This window comes from Gemmatimonadaceae bacterium (assembly GCA_035633115.1).
Taxonomy (GTDB): domain Bacteria; phylum Gemmatimonadota; class Gemmatimonadetes; order Gemmatimonadales; family Gemmatimonadaceae; genus UBA4720.
In genome coordinates, this window is record DASQFN010000007.1 from 1 (window position 1) to 21,546 (window position 21,546).

Annotated in this window: 18 protein-coding genes; 10 read left to right on the top strand and 8 right to left on the bottom strand. The window is 62.3% G+C overall.

Annotated features, from left to right (window positions below; genetic code table 11):
• Positions 1–63 precede the first annotated feature (63 nt).
• Positions 64–2,445: a prolyl oligopeptidase family serine peptidase gene (locus VES88_00200; protein HYN79891.1), complete on the top strand. Its 2,382-nt coding sequence runs from the start codon at positions 64–66 to the stop codon at positions 2,443–2,445.
• Positions 2,442–2,633: a YbdD/YjiX family protein gene (locus VES88_00205; protein ID HYN79892.1), complete on the top strand. Its 192-nt coding sequence runs from the start codon at positions 2,442–2,444 to the stop codon at positions 2,631–2,633. Before VES88_00200 ends, VES88_00205 begins: the two co-directional genes overlap by 4 nt.
• Before the next feature lie 237 nt (positions 2,634–2,870).
• Here VES88_00205 and VES88_00210 read toward each other — a convergent pair whose 3' ends face one another.
• Genes VES88_00210 through VES88_00225 form a run of 4 tightly spaced genes read right to left on the bottom strand, consistent with a single transcriptional unit; the run spans position 2,871 to position 6,023 of the window.
• Positions 2,871–3,440 carry a hypothetical protein gene (locus VES88_00210; GenBank protein HYN79893.1) on the bottom strand — a complete coding sequence of 190 codons (570 nt, stop codon included), beginning with the start codon at positions 3,438–3,440 and terminating at the stop codon, positions 2,871–2,873.
• Positions 3,437–4,606: an MFS transporter gene (locus VES88_00215; GenBank protein ID HYN79894.1), complete on the bottom strand. Its 1,170-nt coding sequence runs from the start codon at positions 4,604–4,606 to the stop codon at positions 3,437–3,439. Before VES88_00215 ends, VES88_00210 begins: the two co-directional genes overlap by 4 nt.
• A gap of 35 nt (positions 4,607–4,641) precedes the next feature.
• Positions 4,642–5,625: a sugar phosphate nucleotidyltransferase gene (locus VES88_00220; GenBank protein HYN79895.1), complete on the bottom strand. Its 984-nt coding sequence runs from the start codon at positions 5,623–5,625 to the stop codon at positions 4,642–4,644.
• Positions 5,622–6,023: a cupin domain-containing protein gene (locus tag VES88_00225; protein ID HYN79896.1), complete on the bottom strand. Its 402-nt coding sequence runs from the start codon at positions 6,021–6,023 to the stop codon at positions 5,622–5,624. The genes VES88_00220 and VES88_00225 overlap by 4 nt, the downstream gene beginning before the upstream one ends.
• 331 nt (positions 6,024–6,354) lie before the next feature.
• Here VES88_00225 and VES88_00230 point away from each other — a divergent pair, with 331 nt between their 5' ends.
• From VES88_00230 to VES88_00240, 3 genes are all read left to right on the top strand, one after another.
• On the top strand, positions 6,355–7,911 hold the full coding sequence (locus VES88_00230; GenBank protein ID HYN79897.1) for an AarF/ABC1/UbiB kinase family protein: 1,557 nt from the start codon (positions 6,355–6,357) through the stop codon (positions 7,909–7,911).
• A gap of 142 nt (positions 7,912–8,053) precedes the next feature.
• Positions 8,054–9,955, top strand: a complete 1,902-nt coding sequence (locus VES88_00235) for a hypothetical protein (protein HYN79898.1) — start codon at positions 8,054–8,056, stop codon at positions 9,953–9,955.
• A 120-nt stretch (positions 9,956–10,075) separates the two neighbouring features.
• A complete protein-coding gene (locus tag VES88_00240) occupies positions 10,076–10,987 on the top strand; it encodes an ABC transporter substrate-binding protein (protein ID HYN79899.1) in 912 nt (303 codons plus the stop codon).
• Here VES88_00240 and VES88_00245 read toward each other — a convergent pair.
• Positions 10,960–11,409 (bottom strand): hypothetical protein, encoded by a 450-nt coding sequence (locus tag VES88_00245; GenBank protein HYN79900.1) that lies wholly within the window; start codon positions 11,407–11,409, stop codon positions 10,960–10,962. The two genes, VES88_00240 and VES88_00245, sit on opposite strands and share 28 nt — an antisense overlap.
• Before the next feature lie 114 nt (positions 11,410–11,523).
• Here VES88_00245 and VES88_00250 point away from each other — a divergent pair, with 114 nt between their 5' ends.
• Positions 11,524–13,950 carry a prolyl oligopeptidase family serine peptidase gene (locus VES88_00250; GenBank protein HYN79901.1) on the top strand — a complete coding sequence of 809 codons (2,427 nt, stop codon included), beginning with the start codon at positions 11,524–11,526 and terminating at the stop codon, positions 13,948–13,950.
• A 77-nt stretch (positions 13,951–14,027) separates the two neighbouring features.
• Here VES88_00250 and VES88_00255 read toward each other — a convergent pair whose 3' ends face one another.
• On the bottom strand, positions 14,028–14,414 hold the full coding sequence (locus VES88_00255; protein HYN79902.1) for a type II toxin-antitoxin system VapC family toxin: 387 nt from the start codon (positions 14,412–14,414) through the stop codon (positions 14,028–14,030).
• On the bottom strand, positions 14,411–14,659 hold the full coding sequence (locus VES88_00260; protein ID HYN79903.1) for a type II toxin-antitoxin system prevent-host-death family antitoxin: 249 nt from the start codon (positions 14,657–14,659) through the stop codon (positions 14,411–14,413). The genes VES88_00255 and VES88_00260 overlap by 4 nt, the downstream gene beginning before the upstream one ends.
• Positions 14,660–14,839: 180 nt before the next feature.
• Between VES88_00260 and VES88_00265 the strand changes: the two genes are divergently transcribed.
• The 4 genes from VES88_00265 to VES88_00280 all read left to right on the top strand — a co-directional run bounded on the left by VES88_00265 (position 14,840) and on the right by VES88_00280 (position 19,567).
• Entirely contained in the window at positions 14,840–15,169 is a 330-nt protein-coding gene (locus VES88_00265) for a hypothetical protein (protein ID HYN79904.1), read from the top strand.
• 20 nt (positions 15,170–15,189) lie between these two features.
• Complete coding sequence (locus VES88_00270) at positions 15,190–15,885, top strand: response regulator (GenBank protein ID HYN79905.1); 696 nt, start codon at positions 15,190–15,192, stop codon at positions 15,883–15,885.
• A 4-nt stretch (positions 15,886–15,889) separates the two neighbouring features.
• Positions 15,890–17,560 (top strand): ATP-binding protein, encoded by a 1,671-nt coding sequence (locus tag VES88_00275; protein ID HYN79906.1) that lies wholly within the window; start codon positions 15,890–15,892, stop codon positions 17,558–17,560.
• A 111-nt stretch (positions 17,561–17,671) separates the two neighbouring features.
• The gene (locus VES88_00280; GenBank protein HYN79907.1) at positions 17,672–19,567 is read left to right on the top strand and encodes a potassium transporter Kup; all 1,896 of its coding nucleotides are present in this window, start codon (positions 17,672–17,674) and stop codon (positions 19,565–19,567) included.
• Positions 19,568–19,585: 18 nt separating this feature from the next.
• On the opposite strand, the gene VES88_00285 is transcribed toward VES88_00280, so the two are convergent.
• The gene (locus tag VES88_00285) at positions 19,586–21,541 is read right to left on the bottom strand and encodes a S9 family peptidase (protein HYN79908.1); all 1,956 of its coding nucleotides are present in this window, start codon (positions 21,539–21,541) and stop codon (positions 19,586–19,588) included.
• Positions 21,542–21,546: the final 5 nt, after the last annotated feature.

Genomic DNA, 21,546 nt, shown 5'->3' on the forward strand with positions numbered 1-21,546 from the left:
CACTATCTGGGTGTTTGTTTCATGTCGCAGAAAGCACGTCAAACTCCAACCACTATCCGTTTGATGCTTAAAATCATTCAATCCCCTCCGTCCCTGATCCGTTCGATCCGTTCAATCGTTTTTCTGGCAGTTCTGCTCGCCTTGCCTCTCGCCGCTCAACAGCAACAATCGAGTTTCGATTTCTCGATCAAGAACATCATGCGCGGCCCCGAGCTGTACGGCCGTCCGCCTGCCAACGTGCGCTGGAGCGCCGACAGCAGGTGGATCTACTTCAACTGGGTGGAGCCCGGGAAGGATTGGCGCGAGACGCCGAAACAGTACCGCGTTCGCGCGGTAGCCGGCTCGAAACCCGAGCGCGTCTCGCTGGCTCAGTTCGATTCCGCGGGCGCACTCGTTTCGCGGGGGAGGCGCTCGCGTGACAACCGGCTCGAAGCGGTCGAGTACAACGGCGACGTCTACATCAACAACCTTCAGACGGGAGCGACGCGCCGTCTCACGCAGACGCTCGCGCGCGAAAGCAGTCCGGAGTTCGCGCTGGACGCACGACGCGTGTTCTTCGTGCGCGATAATAATGTGTACTTCATCGACCTGTCGGATGGTCTTGTCCGCCAGCTCACTGATCTCCGCGCCGGACCCGAGCCCGTTGATTCGGCGAAGCCCACTGGGCAGCGCGGACGTCTTCAACAGCAGCAGCTCGATCTGCTCGAGTCGATTCGCGATCGCGTGCGTGCTGACAGCATCGCCAAGGCAGAACGTAAGGAACGCGAGGCACTCGGGCTCAAGACCTACCATACGATGAAAGGTGAGCAAGTCAGCGAGCTGTCCGTATCACCGACGGGCAGCGGACTTCTGATCCGCACGCGCATCGCAGCAGAAGGCGAAAAGGAGGCCGACGTCCCGCGATACGTGACCGAGACCGGATACACGGACCGTGTGCCAATTCGTTCCAAGGTCGGCGACCTCGAAGACAGGGGGCGTATCGGTTTTCTCTCGCTTCCCACGGGTACGATCCGCTGGATCAAGGCGTTCCCCGCCGATTCGACCAATGGCTTTGTCCAGATCCTCGGATGGAACCACTCGGGCACGCGAGCAGCGTTCTACTCGTATGCGGCCGATAACAAAGTCCGGCTGCTCCAGGCGATTGACGCATCCACCGGCAACTCGACGGTCCTCGAGACGCTGCGCGACACAGCGTGGGTGGGCGGTCCGTGCAACGACTGCGGCGGATGGTACGATGGCGGCCGTCGCTTCTGGTACGTGTCCGAGGCGAGTGGCTTCGCCCACATCTATACTGTCGCGGCCGACGGCAGCGACCGCCGCCAGCTCACCAGCGGAAAATGGGAAGTGAGAGACGCCGAGCTCGCCCCCGACGAACGAACGTTCTACCTCCACACGAACGAGGTGTCGCCGTCCGAGCTCCAGTTCTATAGGATGTCGGTGAACGGCGGCGCGCGGCAGCGAATCACCACGAGATCCGGAGGTCATCAGGCGGTGGTATCACCGAACGGCGAATGGCTCGCCGACGTCTACTCGTATGTGAACCGTCCGCCGGACCTGTTCCTGATACGCAATCAACCAGGCGCGGAGATGTCGCAGCTCACGCTTTCGCCGAGCGCGGAGTGGCTGTCGTTTCCGTGGATCGTGCCGGAGATCGTGATGATCCCGGCATCTGACGGAGTGATGGTGCCGGCCCATATCTACCGGCCGAAGGACATGGGTGCGCAGCCAAACGGCGCCGGCGTGATCTTCGTGCACGGCGCGGGATACCTGCACAACGTCGGTAATTTCTGGTCGTCGTATCCGCGCGAGTACATGTTCAACCAGTACCTCGCGTCGAAAGGGTACGTGGTGCTCGACCTGGACTACCGCGCGTCGGACGGCTACGGGCGTGACTGGCGCACTGCGATCTACAGGTACATGGGCGGCCGCGATCTGCAGGACCATGTGGATGCATCGCGCTACCTGACGAAGGAGTACTCGATCAACCCCGAGCGCATCGGGATCTACGGTGGCAGCTACGGCGGATTCATCACGCTGTTCGCGCTGTTCACTCAGCCGCAGTACTTCGGCGCGGGCGCTGCCCTCCGCAGCGTGACCGACTGGGCGCATTACAACCACGGCTACACGTCGCGGATTCTGAATTTCCCGCAGACGGACACGCTCGCGTATCGGCGCTCATCACCGATCTATTTTGCGGAAGGACTTCGCGATCCCCTGGTGATGCTGCACGGGATGGTGGACACCAACGTGTTCTTCGAGGATGTCGTCCGACTGACGCAGCGGTTCATCGAGCTCGGCAAGACCGGATGGGATCTCGCTGTCTATCCGGTCGAGGATCACGCATTCCTGCGCCCGTCATCGTGGGCGGACGAGTACCGCCGGATCTTCGAGCTTTTCGAGGAGACTCTTCCGGCGCGCGTTCCCCTGAAACCGGACTCCCCATGACTCGAGTTCTTGCCGTTGTCGACAATCTCGGGCGCGCTTTGCGCGCGATGCTCGGCGTGCCCGATTATGAGCGGTATGTCGAGCATTGCCGGTCGGAGCATCCAGGCATGCGGCCAATGACGCGCGACGAGTTCTCCTCCGATCTCCTGGATCGAAAGTACAGTCGACCAGGTTCGCGCTGCTGCTAACTACGGAACTACGGAACTACGGAACTACACAGATTTGCAAAAGCGATTCGGCGGATCTTTAGGCGATTTGGCGGATAACTACGGGATTTTTTGGGGAACTACGGAGGGCATCATCAAAGCCCCGACCGTCGTTGCTGTTAACCAAAAAGAATTTCTGTAGTATCCGCCGAATCCGTCTGAATCCGTCGAATCGCTTTTCCAAATCTGTTGTAGTTCCGTAGTTCCGCGGTCTCGCAGTTAGCCGCAGCGCTCCGCGTAGTCGGCAGCGCTCCACTCCTCGCCTCTTCGCTGCTCCTTCGCGCCGAGTGTGTGCGAGATCTCATGTCGCAGCGTCCGCGCTTTTGCATCGATAGTTCGCTCGTTCAGCTCGTCCAGACGACGAGCGAGTCGAATCATCCACTCGCCGTTGCTCTGATATGAGTGCCCGACCCCATAGAACCTGTACGGGCCCGACCGACGAACGATCGCCCTGTCGTACATGCGAACTCCGGAGAGGTGATTCTGAATGGCGTCACCGAGCTTGCGACATGTCTCCTCTGCGTGACCAGCGAGGCGCATGGCTTCCGCGTGGAACGCGGCCGCTTCGTCAGGCGAGACCTCAGCTTCCATGCACGCACTTCCAGCGACTGGTGCCGCGCTACTGGCCACGCACGGCGGTACCGTCCCCGAGTACTCAGGCGGCAAAGGGGCATCGACGGCGGGCGTGGTCATCGCGACCTCATACTGCGTACTCAGGTCGGACACGGAACGCGCCGCACCCGCGTGCGCGCAGGCAACCAGCAGAGGAAGAACAAGCAGTACTTTCATCTTGTGGCGGGCCTCACCATCGTCATTCCCATCGCGGCGACCAGCGCGAGCGATGCCCCGAACATAAACGCAGTCTCGGGACCAACGCGGTCCCAGATCGCTCCAAAAATCAGTGATGCTGGGAGCGCTCCTAATCCTATAGCGAGGTTGTACCAGCCGAAAGCCGCCCCGCGCCGTGCACTCGGCACCAGGTCAGCGACTAACGCTTTCTCAGTCCCCTCGGTCATCGCGTAGAACAGTCCATAGAGCGCGAACAACGCCCAGGCATGCCAAACGGCAGTCGCGCGCGCAAAGCCGAAGTAGACTACCGCATAGATCAGCCACCCCGCGATGATGAGCGGCTTCCGCCCGAAGCGATCGGACAGGGCACCGCCCCACGTTCCCGTCGCCGCCTTGATGAGATTCAAAAACGCCCAGAGTATTGGCGCGAGCGCAACCGCGACGCCGAGCTGATTCGCCCGCAGCAGCAGGAAAGCGTCGGTGGAATTTCCAAGAGTGAAAAGCAGAATGACGCCGAGGTAATACCAGAAGCGGCCACTCAGCTTCGATGCGCCGGCGAGCTGTGATCCGGCAGGGATCTGCGATCCGCCCGCGAGCTGCGAGCCCTCGGACAATTTCCCTGCGTCGTTCACCGCGGGCTTCACCTCGCGCACAGCGATGATCAGAACTATGAACGCGATGATTCCCGGAATGGCCGCCAGCCAGAACACTTCGCGCAGCGACAAGCCGCCCCACTTGAGAAGCGCGAACGCAACGAGCGGCCCGAGTACCGCGCCTGCATTATCGGCAGCGGCATGAAATCCAAACGACCGGCCACGCATGTCCGGATCGACTGAATCTGCCAGCAGCGCATCCCTGGGCGCCGTGCGAATTCCCTTCCCTACGCGGTCGGCCAGGCGGATCACCAGGACCTGCGTCGCACTCTGCGCCAGCGCCGTGAACGGACGCACGAACGTCGCGATTCCATAGCCGATCACGACGAGCGGCTTTCGCTTTCGAACCTTGTCGGACCACCACCCGCTAACGAGCTTGAGAACCGCCGCCGTGGACTCGGCCAGACCTTCGATTGCCCCGATGAAGCTCGCGTTGGCGCCCAGCACAGTGGAGAGGAAGAGCGGGAGCAGCGGGTAAATCATTTCCGTCGCCGCGTCGGTGAAAAAGCTCACCGCACCGAGCGCGACGACGTTGCGGCCGAGCTTCCTTACGAGGCCTTCACCTCGGAGTGGTCTCCAAGCGTGACCTCTCCGTTCACCCCCTCGAGCCGGGCCTCGTCGCCGATGAGGGAGTTCCTGAGCTTCGACTTCGAGATTCTCGCGCCGCTGCCGACAATCGAGTGGCTGATCTCCGAATCCTCGATAACGCTGCCCTCACCGACCGAGACGTTGGGGCCAATGCGTGACCCCTTCAGCGTGACATTGTCCTCGATGTAGACGGGATCGATGATCGTAGTGCCGTCGAGCGTTTCCGGCCGGCGGGCACGGCCCTTCGTGAGCATGGTCTGATTCGTCTCGAGCATCGTCTCGATCTTGCCGGCGTCATACCATCCTTCGACGTCTATCACTCTGATCCTCGCGCCCTTCTCGATCATGTACTGGAAAGCGTCGGTTAGGAAATACTCGCCCATATTCTTGGGAGAGCGAAGGACGTGGTCTATCCCCTCGAACAGCAGCTTCCAGTTTCTTATATAGTAGAGCCCGATGTTGGCGCGCTTCGAGATCGGAACCTTGGGCTTCTCAACGATCTGCGTCATGTTGCCGTCCTTGTCCGTGACGACAACGCCGAAGCGCTGATAGTCCTCGACCTCCTTCACCCAGATGATTCCGTCGGCGTCGACCGTTTTCACGACGGTGAGATCGGCGTCGAAGATCGTGTCCACGAAGATGATCAGGACAGGCTGGTCCACATAATCACGCGCCAGCGCAATCGCTCCGGCGGTCCCGTCCTGAATCTTCTGCTCGATGAACACCGACGGAATGTCCAGCGACGCGCGCGCGAACTCCTCGACTTTCTCCTTGAGGTGCCCGGTGATGTAGATGATCTCCTCGACGTTTCCGAGCTTTTTGAGATCGTCGAGGATGTACGACATCACGGGCTTGCCGGCGACTTTCATCATCGGCTTTGGTGTGATGTGCGTGTGCGGGCGGAGACGAGTGCCCTTTCCGGCGAGAGGAATGATGACTTTCATGGAGCAGACGTTCCCTCGCGGCCGTAGCGGTCCTGCAGCCTGACTACATCGTCCGCTTCGGGCGTAGACGCCTCGAGGATATCGCAGTCGGTAACAGCTTCCATTTGATGCACGGTGCCTGGTGTGATGCGGAACGATTGCCCGCGCGTGAGCCGCATGTCCTCGAGATCGTCACCGAGCTTGACGCGATAGATGAGCTCGCCGCTCAGCAGGTGGACCGTCTCGTCCTTTCTATTGTGGTATTGCACCGAGAGTGCCTGCCCCGCGTTTATGTGCAGGATTTTGCCGAGGTATCGGTTCGTGTGCGCCCAGATTGTTTCGTGCCCCCAGGGCTTGGGAACCGTGATGACGTTCACCGGCCCGGAGCGCGCACTGTCTTCGTTGTTCACGTCGATCATGCGGTAATATCTCCCGCAACGAGTGAGCGGGGCAATGCAGCCTTCCGCCGGGCATGCTTCCTGCCCCCCGTGGCTTCATCATCCTCGCTCCGCGATATATCCCTCGTATTGCGGCTACCGTAGGGCTGTTCACGCGCTACGGCCTGCTCGATTTCGCCAAGCGCCAGGGCCTCACGAGCATTGAAGGACTCGGTGCGACCGACGGCAGCCGGGCGCCGGCAAGGACGTCGCGGAAGCGAAGGACAAGGCGGTCGCTTTCCGCGAGCGTCTTGTCGAGCTGGGACCTGCGTACATCAAGCTCGGCCAGGTTCTCTCGACGCGGCCCGATCTCATGCCGCCGGCTTACATCAAGGAGCTCGAGCATCTGCAGGACAGCGTCGGGCCCATGTCGTTCGCCGACGTCGAGAAGACCATAGAAGAGGAGCTCGGCGCACGCATCAGCAAGCTCTTCGCGATGTTCGACGACAAGCCGCTGGGCAGCGCGAGTCTCGGGCAGGTTCACGCGGCGCAGCTGCGCGACGGGCGCGAAGTGGTTGTGAAGGTTCAGCGTCCCGGAATACGCGAGCAGCTCGCCGACGACATCGAGTTCTTCCGCGAGCTGGCGCGCTATCTCACGGAGCAGACGAACGCGGGTGACCGCGTGGACATGATCGGCGTGGTGCAGCAGCTCGAGCGGGCTCTCGCAGACGAGCTCGACTACCGGACCGAGGCGCGAAACTCGGCGATGTTCCGCCGCACACTCGCGCGCTTTCCGCACATTCTGATTCCGCGCGTCATCGATGCGTACACCACGCATCGAGTGCTGACCACGCAGCGAATACGCGGTATCAAGATCAGCCGGATTCCGCCTATCACCCGCATCGACCACGACTTCCTGCCGCTGGCCGAGGAATTCTCGAAGGCCTGTCTGCACCAGATTGCGGTGGTCGGCCACTTCCACGCCGACCCGCATCCCGGAAACATCTTCGTTGTGCTTCCGCGTGAGGACAACCCGATGACGCCGGCCGAGGCGAGTGCGGCTGATCGCCGTCTGGAACCGCGTGAAGCACAGACGCCCTTGCTCAAAACCGAGGCGCTGGCGATGCAGGAAGCAAGAGCGCCGGCCGATCCGACCGAGCCAAAGCTCGCGCTCATCGATTTCGGAATGACAGCGCACCTCACGCAGAGGATGCGCGACAGCGTCGTGCGCCTGCTGCTGGCGATGGCCGACAACCGCGGCGAAGAGGTCGCGGAGGTTCTCATAAGCATCGGCGATCAGGTCGAGACCTTCGATCGCAAAGGGTACATCCGCCAGATCTCCGGGCTTGTTGCCCAGCACGCGGATCAGACCGTCAGCGATATGCCCGCAGGGCTTATTCTCTACGAGATGATCAGCACCGGCTATCGGGCGGGACTTCGTCTGCCGGCGGAGCTGACGCTTCTTGCAAAGGCGCTGTTCAATCTCGACGCCGTGACGCGGTCGCTCGATCCTTCGTTCAACCCCACGGAGACAGTGCGCGAGAACGCGATGGAGATTGCCAACGAGCCCGCGCGGCACGACCTCTCGCCACGGCGGATCATTGAGATAATGGGCTCGACCTCCGATTTGCTGCAGGCATTGCCGCGCCGGATCGATACGATCACCGAGCGAATGTCACGTGGCGATTTTGCGGTGAGGATCGACGCGCCTCAGCTGCCGGCGCTGCTAACCGGCATGGAGAAGATCGCGAACCGGATTCTCGTGGGCCTGGTGCTGGCGGGTTTGCTCATCGCGAGCAGCATGCTGCTTCAGTTCTGGAGGACTCTCGGACTCGTCGGTTTCATAATCGCCGCGGGACTGGCGCTGTACGTTCTGATTACTGTCCTCGTGAACGATCGGCGAGACAAGCAGCGCTCGGCCAAAGAATAAAGGCACCCCTTGCTATCGGACCGGAGCAGATCAACTTTTTGGCATCTCATGGGTCCCGTCCGATAGGCGCTGCCTTGAGAGCTCGCGCCATGTAGTCGCACGCGTCAAAAGCCTTCGCTCCGACCCTATAAAAGGAGTTTCGATGACTCGCATCTTCTCTTTTCGCGCAAGTGCGCTGTCGCTCGCGTTCTTTTTCGGCAGCTGGTCTCCCGCCCGCGCTCAACAGCCGCCGGCGACCTCGAACCGGACAAGCCTATTCTCGAGCGAGACCAGTGACATCGCCGGTTCCGCCATACTCTCGCCGGACGGGCGATGGGTGGCGTTCTCGATCATGAGCTCACCCGCGACTGCACGGCTGGCGGTGAGCCGCGTTGGCATCGGAGAAGCGCAGCATCTGACCGCCGCGGGACGGTGGGACAGCAATCCTGAATGGTCTCCATCGCGCCGCGCGATCTACTTCGTTTCGAATCGACCCGCTCAGGCGGGCGATCAGAACTACTATGGTATGGTCTTGACGTTCGACCCGCGCAGGGGTCGCGCAATAGGGGAGCCGCGTCAGATAACGACCGACGCGGTGAACGGATTCATCCGCGTCTCACCGGACGGAAAAACCCTCGCTTATGTGGATGGCAGAGACCGGCGGCTGCTGAAAGTCATACCCGCCGCTGGGGGCGCTGCGCGCGTGATCGCACGAATGCCGGTTCGGTCGGGCAACATAGCATGGAGCCGCGACGGGAAGTCTCTGCTGTTCGTGACAAACGTTCCCGACCAGTCGGACCGCGTGCTGCATCGTGTATCTGCAGGCGGCGGTGAGGCCGTCGTCGTATCGCGCGGTCTCCCGCTGGGTCGTCTGACAGTCGGTCCCGGCGCCGAGAGTTTTCTTGCGGAGGAGAACGGCGACGGCCCGCGCGACCGCACGCTCAAGCTCGTCGATCAACGCGGCACCGTTCTCAAGACGGTCGCGACCAATCGCAACACCCGCGGCACCCAGGTGACGGCCGACGGGCGCAGTATCGTCGCGATAGAGGCGAACGTCGTCGCGCCCACGCGAATAATGCCAATCGAAGGCGGTACATACCGTGACGTGACTGCGCCCGTCACGTACGACTGGGTGATGCGCTGGAGCGGAGACGGCTCGACTTTGTATACGTGGACCGAGCAGAAGGGAGCGGCCGTTCTGGCGGCGGTGCCTGTGGGTGGCGGCGCACCAAGAACATTCCCGGAGAGTAAGAAATGGAGTGCGCAGGGCGCCAACAGCCGCTACCTCTTCGAGGCGACGCGGCGGGAAGGCACGAAGCCACGGGCTCTGGCGGCGATCGATCTGGGAAACGGAACGCGACACACGATTTCGGAGTCTCTACCTGGTCACAATATGATCTTTCCGTACGGGCCCGGCGGCACGTGGGCGGTGCACGACGAGCTGTATTTCTTCGAGCGTCATGGAGACCGGCTCGACGTGAAGGCATGGCGGGGGCCGGGTGACGTTCGAACCTTGCGTTCTCTTCCCGCGAGCCTCATCGGACGCACCAATGTCGCGGTACACAGCGAGCGGGTGGTTTGGCTCCAGGAGCGTGGCGACACTCTCGATCTCATGATTGCCGCCGGGTCGGATGGGCAGCCGCGGCGATTGCTTACGATGCCGACAATGCCGGGCTCGAACGAGATCTCCTTCTCGAACGACGGACAGCAGCTCGTGTTGCATTACTCGCGCGGGCCGGGCTCCCCCGACCTGATGGCTTTCGTCGATCCGTCGGGTGCCGCTCCGCCGAGGATCGTCGACACGGGTCTCAGCTACTGGTATTGGCCACGCTGGCTGCCGGACAACAGTGGCGTGCTCGTGGTGGGTGGCGGCGCGGGCGCGGAAGCGCACATTGTTCGCATTCCGGTTGCCGAAGGCGCGAAGCCGGTGAACATCACGCGCGGCGACCCGGCGTCGAAGTGGGGGTTCGAGGTGTCACCGGATGGGCGGTTTATCGCGTATCCTGGTGAGATATCAAAGGGCACCTCGGTCTGGCGGATTGATCTGGGCGGCGGCATGCGGTGAAGCTGCTGCCCTCGCCCTGCGGCGTAGTTTCGACCGGCGGATTCCGCAGACATCGTAGATAGAAACGGGAAGACGCGCGCGACCGAACCACCGCTTCATGCCCCGCGACATCGGATAGCCATGCCACGAATCGTTTCCTTTCTCCCTGCCGGCACCGAGATAGTCCATGCACTCGGCGCCGGAGCGGAGCTCGTCGGCCGCTCGCATGAGTGCGACTATCCTCCGTCCGTAGCGGATCTCCCCGTGGTGAGTCGCCCGGCACTCGAGCTGAACGACGCCTCTGCCGAAGACATCGATCGCGCAGTTACGGAGCGAATGGAGACGGGCGCGTCGATGTATGAGATAGATGAAATGTTGCTTCGCGAGTTGCGACCCGATGTGATCATGACTCAGAGCCTCTGCCGCGTATGCGCGCCGTCGGGCAATGAGCTGAGCCGCGCGGTGAAGGACTTCGACATAACGCCCGAGATTCTCTTTCTCACCCCGCGCAGCGTTGCCGAAGTCGAAGAAAACATTCTGGATGTCGGCAAAGCGATTGGGCGGCAGCAGGAGGCCGAATCGCTCGTTCGCTCGAATCGCGAGCTCATCGCGCGAGTCAACGCCGCGGTGTCAGACGTCCCGCGCCGCCGGATAGTCTTCCTCGAGTGGACAGATCCGCCCTTCTGCGGCGGCCACTGGGTTCCCGAGATGGTGGCGATGGCGGGAGGCGACGATCCCCTCGGCCGCGCAGGGGAGGATTCCGTTCGCATGACTTGGGACGACGTCGCGGAGGTTTCGCCCGGTGCGATTATCGTGTCGCCGTGCGGGTACGGCCTCGAAGAATCAACCGAGCTCGCGCGGTCCGTACCGCGCGAGCTGAATGCCCGCGTGTACGCCGTCGACGCCAACGCGTATTTCGCGCGGCCCGGGCCACGCATCGCCGAGGGTGTGGAGCTGCTCGCGCACCTGTTTCATCCGAATCGCGTCGTGTGGCCTCACGCACACGTTCCGTGGCAGGAGATCAATCAGGACGGGTCAGCTCGGCTGCATTGACCGCGTCCCACGTGACCGAAAGAATCCACCACCGCGACCCGTCGTTCCACAGCTGGATGCTGTTCGCTCCGCGGCGGATTGGCTCTCCGCCGAGTCCGGGCAGCTTCGTAAATGCTCCACACATGGGCGACGCTCCCGGATCGGAGCTCTTCGCGCCCCGTTTCCCATTCGTAGAAATCACCGGCGGCAAGTAGCGGCCTGCGTGATGCGATGTATTGCTCGGGACTGAGCACGCGCGGCGCGGGCGTCCCTTCGGTGTCGTTCTCGATTGGAATGAGCCGCGCGTTCGGCACGTAGAGCGTGCGCCAGCGGTCCCAATCACGCTCCTCTCTCGCGCGACCGGAGAGCACCTCATACACCGCGGCGACGATCGCCTCAGGTGAAGCGACATCCGCTTGGCGCGCATTCGCCGTCTGTGTCATCTGATCCTGATGTGGACGTTTCGTCAATGCGCCGCAGCACTCTCACGGGGGCATCCAGCAGCGCGTACTTTTCAAAGTCGAGTAACGCGAGCCCACCGACCACCAAGGTATGTTATGCGACGTCTTCTCGCACGGTTCGGCCTGTTCGCTGCGCCACTGGCGCTCGTCGCGCAGCAACCGGCCACTTACAACCAGCCGCCCGCACCCATCCCGCAGATGCTCGATGCGGAGCCGCTCCCTGCCGTCTCGCTCAGCCCTCAGCGCAACCGGATGCTGCTGCAGCGGCGTGCCGCGCTTCCCGGCATCGAGGAGATTTCCACGCCATATCTCGCGCTCGCCGGCGACCGCGTAAGTCCCCGCACGAACGGCAGCTGGTACGAGACGTCCATCAAGGCCCTCGCGATCAGGAACATCGACGGCTCGAGTGAAATCCAGATCGCTTCCCCTCCGCGGGGAAACATCATCAGCTCTCTATGGTCGCCCGACGGGCGAAACGTCGCCTTTATCGTTCGTACGGACAGCGCCCTCAATCTCTGGGTTGCCGATGCTGAAACCGGTAAATCTCTCCAGCTCACACGGTGGAACGTGAACGGCGCGGTCTTCCTGCCATGCTCCTGGGCGACCACGACTTCCCTGCTCTGCCGGATGGTGATTCCCAACCGGGCATCCGCGCCAAAAGCACCGGAAATTCCAAATGGTCCCGTAATACAGGAAACAGAAGCGGCGCCGGCGGCTGGAACTGCGACGTTTCAGAATCTGCTGCAAAATCAGACGGACGAAGCTCGCTTCGATTACTACTACGCCACGCAACTCGCGTCCATCGCCCTCGACGGAAATGTCAGTGCGATCGGGAAACCAGGGATCTACATTACCTCGCGCCCCTCACCCGATGGACAGTGGATTCTCGTTCAAGCACTTCACCGGCCGTGGTCGTATCAAGTCCCCCGCTTCCGGTTCCCGACGCGCACGGTGATTTGGTCCGCAGACGGGCGCGTCGCTCGCACTTTAGCGGATGTCGGTCTCCAGGACCGTGTGCCCAACGCTTCAGGCGCTGTGGCGACGGGACTCAGGCAGCCGTCGTGGCGCGCGGATGCGCCAGCCACAGTCGTGTGGGTCGAAGCACTCGACAACGGCGATCCAGCGAAATCAGTGCCGAGGCGGGACCGGGTGCTCGCTCTTGCCGCACCCTTCACCGGCGACCCTCAGGCGTTGATCGAAGTGGCGAACCGTTTCGGTTCAATTATCTGGGGTCGCGATAATCTCGCCATCGTCGACGAATACTGGGACAAAACGCGAAAAGCGATCACGTGGACTGTCGATCCGTCGAGGCCGGGCTCAGCGCCGAAGCTGCTGTGGGATCGTTCATACGAGGATGCGTACACTAATCCAGGGACCTTCGCGACCACCGCAGGACGATTCGGGCATCAGGTACTCTTTACAACAAGGGATGAATCGAAGGCGTTTCTCATCGGGCTTGGTGCATCTCCTGCAGGCGATCGGCCGTTCCTCGATCGCTTCGACTTCAGTAAATCGAAGAGCGAACGCCTGTGGCGCTCCGAGGCGCCACATTATGAGCAGCCTATTGTTCTACTCGACGCCGACAAAGTGCGTTTTCTAACCCGCCGCGAGAGCCTGACCGAGGTCCCCAACTACTTCATTCGCGATCCTTCTGGCGGAAATCGGGCGCTGGTCGCGGTGACTCAGTTCAAGGATCCCGGGCCGCAGTTCGCCGGCGTGGCGAAGCAGCTCATCACCTACAGGCGCGACGACGGCATTCAATTGTCGGCGACGCTGTACCTCCCGCCGGGCTACGACAAATCCAAAGGTCCACTGCCGTTTCTGTTCTGGGCGTATCCCCAGGAGTTCAAGAGCGCGAGTGCCGCGTCGCAAGTGACTGGCTCACCCTATCGCTTCACGCGACCAACAGGCATGTCGCACCTGTTCATGCTGACTCAGGATTACGGTGTCCTCGACAATCCGACGATGCCCATCGTCGGCGAAGGCGACAAGGAGCCCAACGACTCCTACGTGACGCAGCTCGTAGCTAGCGCAAAGGCCGCGGTGGACAAAGTTGTCGGGATGGGCGTTGCCGATCGCAACCGGATTGCTGTTGGTGGCCACTCGTACGGCGCCTTCATGACGGCGAACCTGCTCGCGCATTCCAGTCTGTTCCGCGCCGGCATTGCCCGGAGCGGCGCGTACAACAGAACGCTCACCCCGTTTGGCTTTCAGGCGGAGGACCGCAATTACTGGAAGGCGCGCGACGTTTACATGACTATGTCGCCGTTCAATTACGCCGACAGCCTGAGCGCGCCGATACTTCTGATACACGGAATGGCGGACGACAACCAGGGAACATTCCCGGTGCAGAGCGAGCGCTTCTTTGCGGCCCTCAAGGGGAACGGCAAGAAGGCCCGCCTCGTGATGCTCCCCGCCGAGCCGCACGGTTATCGCGCACGTCAGTCACTCGGTCACACCCTCTGGGAAATGACACAGTGGCTCGACAAGTACGTGAAGCCCCCGGCGGTCGCTGGGAAGTAGCCTGCGCTTACCGCGTGAGGATGACGAACCGCGTCTCGTTGGGGCTGGCGGGATCGCGTTTGCATGTGATCCCGGACTCACCAGATGCGGGTTACGCCGAATTCGTCGAAAACCGCTTCATTGGAGACGAGCGATAACTCATGATTCAATGATTGCGCGATCAGCATTCGATCGAAGGGATCCCGATGCGTTCCGGCCAGCGCGCCGGCCAAGTCTCCATCGGCGAAGGTGATCGGCAGCTCAGTGAGCTCGAGGCGCCGGACAGCGCCCGCGAGATCGTGCGCCAGCACAGCAGCTGATGACAGCTTGCCGAGGCGATACTTCGTCCGCACTTCCCACGCGCTGGCCGCACTGACAAAAACCTCGTCCGTCCTCGTGATCGCGTCGCGCGCGACAATTGACAGGTCTTCGTCACCTGTGGCGAACCAGAGAAATGCATGCGTGTCGAGGAGAATCCCTTTCATCCGGCGCCGTCACCCTGCCCCTCCCACGCCTGCAGCTCATCGTCAGGCAGCGGCTCGAAAAACTCGGGTCCGATCCTGGCGAGTCCCTTGTACAAGCCAAAGCGCCGCTGCGCGGGCGGGTTCACCGGGACCAGCTTCACCGCGGGATCGTTCCCGCGGGCGATGATGATCTCCTCTCCCCCTTCGGCGCGCTCGATGAGTTTGGAGAGGTTCGTTTTCGCCGCATGGACGGTAATAACTGGCATGGGCCGTCTCGACTGCCGGATGATTAGCTAAGTATTAGCTAAGTCGCCAGGAGATGTCAATATTCGCCCTTAACCGCCGCTCATGTGATACGGCAGCCCGCGAAGGCGGAGCGAGCGACTCGTCCGGTCGTGCTCTGAGCACTGGCGAACAGCGACCGGGTAGATTTTATCCTCATGGCCATGCGCATGTCCTCTCTCGGCAACGGCTTGGTGATCGCAGGCGGCGCCGTTGGCGTCGCAACCGTTGCGGCCATCGCAACTGGTACGGAGATCGGTCTCACGCCGGCGATGGTTCAGCTCCTTATCTACAAGGGACTGGCCGCCGCAGCGATCGGACTCATCGTGGTTGGATCCTGGCTCGGCCGGCGAGGCCGCCAGCACGACCAGTCAGCCAAGGGTGCGAATGCTGGTACGCGCGAGCTTGAACCGGGGATGCCTCCACTGCAACACACGGTCAGAAAGTCGAACGAGCTCGCCGTCAATACGGTCAGAGACACACACTCCAACTGACCAACCACGAGCATTCCAGAGTGCCTGCACTCAAACTGCTCATCATTGACGACGAGCCACAGATCAGACGCGTAGTGCGTCATGCCCTCGAGGGGGACAACACTCGCGTACTCGACGCCGCTTCGGGGCGCGAAGGAATCGATCTCGCCGCCGCCGAGAAGCCGGATCTGATCGTACTCGATCTGGGACTCCCCGATATTCCAGGAGCGGATGTCTGCCGCGACATCCGCGGCTGGTCCACCGCACCGATCGTTGTTCTCTCCGCCCGGCATTCCGATGTCGAGAAAGCGGCGCTGCTTGACCTGGGAGCCGATGACTACATCACCAAGCCGTTCAGCACGGTCGAATTCCAGGCGAGAGTTCGCGCGCAGCTGCGCCGAGCTCGCCTCTCCAATGAAGTCGGCGGTGACACCTGCGTGACCGCTCACGGAGTGGCAATCGACCTCGCGAAGCGCTCGGTGCACCGTGACGGCGAAACCGTGCACCTGACACCTATCGAATGGGAGCTGTTGCGAGTTCTATCGGCGAACGCGGGACGAACGCTGACGCACCGTCAGCTTTTTTCCCAGGTGTGGAGCCGGCAGCACGGCGACGCTCAGCAGAATCTCCGCGTCCATGTCTCGAGCATTCGCCGTAAGCTCGAGCGCGACCCGGTTCGCCCGCAGCTCATCGTTACCGAGCCCGGCGTCGGATATCGCTTCGAGCTCGAGGCATAGACCCTTGGCCGGGCGATTTCAGAAAAGCCCGAGCCGGCGCGGCAGCTCAAAGCTCTCCAGCCTGCCCCAGTCATTGGACTGGCTGCTCTGGTTCGCCGCGCTCACCATGGCTACCGCCGCGATGCTTCCATTTCGCGACTCTCTCGAGAAGGCGCATGTCGCGCTCGTTTACCTCCTCGTCGTGCTCGGGGCAAGCTCGCGATCGGGTCGGACGCTCGGACTCACGCTGGCAGTCACGGCATTCTTCAGTCTCAATTTCTTCTTCGTACTGCCTTATTACACGTTCATGGTCGCGAAGCCTCTGGACTGGCTGGAGCTCGCGGCCTTCCTGCTCACCAGCATGGTGGCCGCGCATCTGCTCTCGCGCGCGCAGAGTGAGGCAGCCGAGGCTCGCAACCGCGCGGCCGAGGTCGACTGGCTGTCGGCCATCGGCGCTGAGGCGCTGAACGCCGGCCGCGCCGAAGAAGCGCTCGGCACGATGGCAGCGGTAATTCGCGAGACTCTCGACGTCACGCACTGCGAGATATATCTGCGCGACGGTGCGGATGGGTCGATCAGGCTGATGGCCGAAAGCGGAGCTGCGCCTCAGCCGGTCAGCGCCGGTTTCCCGAATGACACGGCGCCAGGTGATGACGGGAATGCAGACGCGAGGCTTCCAACAGGCGCGCGCATGGTCGAATGGGTCGCCGAAAGCGGCCGCGCTGTAGTAGAGCGAACCGATGGCGGCACGCGCACTGCCGGTGACGCATCTGCTCACGCAGATTTCGACGAGGTGGACCTGACCAACGCCCGCACGCTGCTCCTGCCGCTCAGAGTCCACGATCACACTGTCGGTGTTCTTCGCCTGGCACACGCGGACGCACTGCCTCTCGATGCGCCAAGACGCCGCTTTCTCCGGGCACTCTCGTATTACGCGGCACTCGGAGTTGAGCGCGTCAGCCTCGTTGCAGACGCGGAGACCGCCGAAGCGCTGCGCCGCGCGGATGAAATGAAGAACGCACTTCTTGCTTCCGTTTCGCACGACCTTCGGACGCCGCTCACCACGATCACAGCGCTCGCGCACGATATCGGAAAAGAGGGTGATGATCGCGCGCTCACGATCCAGGAGGAGGCTGATCGGCTCAACCGCCTCGTCGCGGACCTTCTCGACCTGTCACGCCTCGCCGGTGGTGCGCTCACTGTTGCGACCGAGATCGAGGCCGCCGACGATCTTGTCGGGGCGGCGCTTCAGCGAGTTTCCGGAGCACTCAATGGCCGCGAGCTGAACGTCACGCTCGACCCGGCTGAACCGCTTCTCCTTGGCCGATTCGATTTCGTGCATTCACTCCGTATCCTCGTAAATCTCCTCGAGAACGCGCTCAAGTATTCTCCTGCCAGCTCGCCAATCGAGCTCTCGGTGCGACGTGAAAGCGACTGGCTCGAGTTCGTCGTCGCGGACCGTGGACCAGGCGTACCGACTGAGGAACAGGAGCGGATCTTCCAGCCGTTCTACCGCCCGGCCACCAGCCCGCCGGACACAGGCGGCCTCGGGCTCGGCCTTTCCATCGCTCACGGGCTCGCGACAGCGCAGCGTGGCAGCGTGCGCTACGAGCCGCGCAAGGACGGAGGGAGCCTTTTCATCCTGCGACTCCCGGCGGCCGATCTAGCCGAGCTTTCGGAGGTTTCACCCGGCTGAACTTTGTGAAATCTTAACGGGACAGCCCCCGTCCCTTGTGCGGTCTTCACGCTTCACCACGTAGCGTGCACCGAAGCGCAGAGCGCCGAACGGCGCATCGCCTCGGACACAATGACCGCAGAACCCACACCCGATCCTCACGGCCGCCGTCTCGCCGTGCTCACCCTCACGGCGCTCGGCGTCGTTTACGGCGACATCGGCACGAGTCCGCTTTACACGCTCCGCGAAACCTTTGCCCACGAGTACGGCCTTGTGCCGAACGCCGCCAACGTCTACGGCATTCTGTCGCTGATCACGTGGTCGCTCATACTGGTCGTCGTCGTCAAATATCTGTTCTTCATCCTTCGAGCGGATAACCGCGGAGAAGGCGGCGTGATGGCGATGCTCGCGCTGCTGCTTCAGCGTCAGCACCGGCGCGGCGATCGGAGGCGGAAAGCCCTGCTCGTCGTACTTGGCGTTTTCGGAACCGCGCTGCTGTTCGGCGACGGAATAATAACGCCCGCCATATCAGTGCTCGGAGCAATGGAAGGACTCGAGGTCGTCACCCCCGCGCTCGAGCCGTACGTGGTGGCTGTGACCGTCGTAATTCTCTTCGGTCTTTTCATGTTCCAGAAGCACGGGACGGCTCGCGTGGGCAAGACGTTCGGTCCTATCACCTTCGTCTGGTTCGTCACGATTGGTACTCTGGGGCTCGTCGAAATCGCGAGAGGGCCGAGCATTCTCGCAGCGCTCAACCCGTGGCATGCCGCGCAGTTTCTGAGCGGGCGCGGGTTCGTCGCATTCGCCGTACTTGGTGCGGTGTTCCTCGCTGTAACCGGTGCCGAGGCGCTGTATGCCGACATGGGCCACTTTGGAAGGAAGCCGATCCGGCTCGCGTTCTTCATCCTGGTGTTCCCCGCCCTGCTCCTGAACTATTTCGGACAGGGAGCTCTCGTTCTGCGCGACGCGACAGCCGTCGCCAATCCGTTCTATCTGCTTGCACCGCGCTGGTTCCTCTACCCGCTCCTGCTCATCGCGACGCTCGCCGCCATCGTCGCTTCGCAGGCGCTTATATCCGGAGCGTTCTCTCTCGCGCATCAGTCGGTGCAGCTTGGCTACAGCCCGCGGCTCACGCTGGTGCACACGTCCAGGGAGGAGTACGGGCAGATATACGTGCCCGAAGTGAACAAGGCTCTGATGGTCGGCACGCTTCTCATCGTGCTCGCATTCCGATCGTCGAGTGCGCTCGGCGCGGCGTACGGCATAGCCGTCACGGGAACGATGTCGATCACCACCGTTCTCTTCGCCGTAGTCGCGCGCACGCGATGGGGCTGGCCGATATGGCGCGTACTCGCGCTGTCTGCCTTCTTCCTTTCCTTCGATCTGGCATTTCTCGGCGCCAACGCCTTGAAAATTGCTCGCGGCGGATGGGTGCCACTGGCGATCGCGATTGCGATCCTGACACTCATGACCACCTGGAAGTCAGGGCGCGGCATTCTCCTGAGAATCATGAGGCAGAGCGGGCTGCCGCTCGATCTGCTGCTCAAGGAGATCGAGCGCCGGCCTCCGTGGCGCGTGCCCGGAACTGCCGTCTTCATGACATCGGAGGCTGAGAACGCGCCGCTCGTGCTGCTCCACCACCTGAAGCACAACAAGGCGCTCCATCAACAAGTGGTACTTCTGTCGGTCAAGGCGGCCGGCGTGCCGCTGGTGCAGGACGCGGAGCGAGTGCACGTGACTGCGCTGGCTCATGACTTCTATCGCGTATCGGCGACATTCGGCTTCATGGAAGCGCCGAACGTACCACGCGTCATGGAGCTATGCGCGGCGCAGGGGCTCCACGCGCCGCCGGCCGACACGAGCTACTACCTCGGCCATGAGCGCCTCATTCCAACGGGCAAATCCAGAATGCCCCGCTGGAGGAAGAAGCTATTTGTGTTCATGACGCGCAACACTCTCTCTGCCGCGCAGTTCTTCGGATTGCCTCCAAACCGGGTAGTGGAGCTCGGCGCGCAGATCGAATTCTGATCGTGTCCGTTCTTTTGATCACCGAGCGAGCAGGAATCTCCGCACGAATTCGACAGTCGAATAGAATTGAAAGTCGACGTTGTTCTTTTTCCTGAATCCGTGCCCTTCATCCTTGCCCATGAGGTACCATACCGGGCTTCCATTCTGCTTCACGCGCGCGACCATCTGCTCCGCTTCGGTCCTCGGCACTCGCGGATCGTTCCCGCCCTGCACCACGAACAGGGGCTTCGTGATCTTTGCGGCGTTGTTCAGCGGAGCGATTCGCTCGAAGAACGCGTACATCGCCGGGTCGCGCTCGTCGCCATACTCCACGCGTCGGAGATCGCGACGATACGACTCCGTGTTCTTCAGAAACGTATTGAAGTTGGAGATGCCGACGATATCCACCGCACAGCAGATTCGATCGTTGTAGTTGGTCGCCACGGCAAGCGTCATGTATCCACCGTAGCTGCCGCCAGTCACCAGAACCCGGCTCGCGTCGAGCTCCGGCTGCCGCGCGATCCAATCGAGGAGAGCGCCGATGTCCCGCACCGACTCTTCCCTCTTCATCCCGTTGTCGAGCTTCACGAATGACTTTCCGTAACCGGTGGAGCCGCGCACGTTCGGATAGATGAGCGCAACGCCAAGCTCGTTCAGGTAATAGTTGGTGCGGGCAAGAAACCCCGGCGTATACTGGCCCTCGGGCCCGCCGTGAATGTTTATGATGACCGGACGCTTCCCGGAGAAGCGCTTCGGCGGCCGGTAGTAGAAGCCCGTGATCTCCCGCTGATCGAAGCTCTTCCAGCGGATGAGTGAGGGCTCCACGAGCTCCGACGCGATGAGCCCGCCAAGCTCGCTCTCGGTCCAGCGCACGACACTGCCCGTCTGTGGATTGATCGAATAGACGTCGCCCGGACTCCGAGCCGACGACATAGTGAACGCCAGCTCGTAAAGACGTGGATGCCACCTCACACCGCCGATGCCGCCTGCCGGAATATTCGAGACCGGCTTGATCTGCCGCGACCGCGTGTCCATCAGGTAGAGTCGATCGATACCAGCCTCGTTAGCGACAAAGGCGACGCTCTGACCGTCGCTCGAGATTTCGAAGTCGACAACATCCCAGTCGATCGACGTGGTCAGGGGCGTGACGCGCCGCGTCGCAAGATCGACATATGCGAGCCGCTGAAACTCGGAGCCGGCATCGCTCGTGAGATATACGCCGCGGCCGTCCCGCGCGAACCGCGCGCCGCCATACGCGACCGTGTCCCGCTCATTCGGAATGAGTGGGGTGCGGGCTCCGCTCGCGACGTCCACGAGGTACAGCCGGCTCTCGTTCACCGAGAGGTACTCCCCGACAAGCAGTCGGGCGTCGTCCGGGGACCAGTCGCTCACGCCCCAGCCACCGCCCTTCACCTCGAGCACCCGGCGTGTGCTCGCCGGATTTATCGGGTCTGCGACGTAAATATCGCGATCGGTTCCGTTGCGCCGGGTGCTGCCGTACGCGATGCGGTCGCCGCGCGTGCTCCACCTAATGCCGCCGTTCTGCGAGCGGCCTCCGTCGCTCAGCAGCGTGACGGCGCCGCTGGACACGTCATATCGGTAGATCTGACCGAATTCGTTGCCGCCAATGTCCCGCGTGAACAGGAAGTAACGCCCAGCCCCGGGCTCGTACGAGGCGTTGCTGACAGGCTCGTCGAAGAACGTGAGCTGGGCGCGCGCGCCGAGCGGGGTGGCGACACGATGAATCTGCGCGGTATTTCCGGAGCGGGTGCTGATGAGCACCTCGCGGCGCGTGGGATGCCAGTCGGCCAGGCTCGCCGATCGCGATTCGGTGTAACGCCGCACCTCGGCAGCCAATGCCGCGGGGATCGGCGGAATCCCGTCCGCTACGAGGTTTTCCGGCGGCGATATGACCGGCGTCTGCGCGCCTTGCGCAGCGAGAGCCGCCGGAAGGAATTGCCCGAGTGAGACTGCGAGGATGAACGATCGGCGCATGCGGC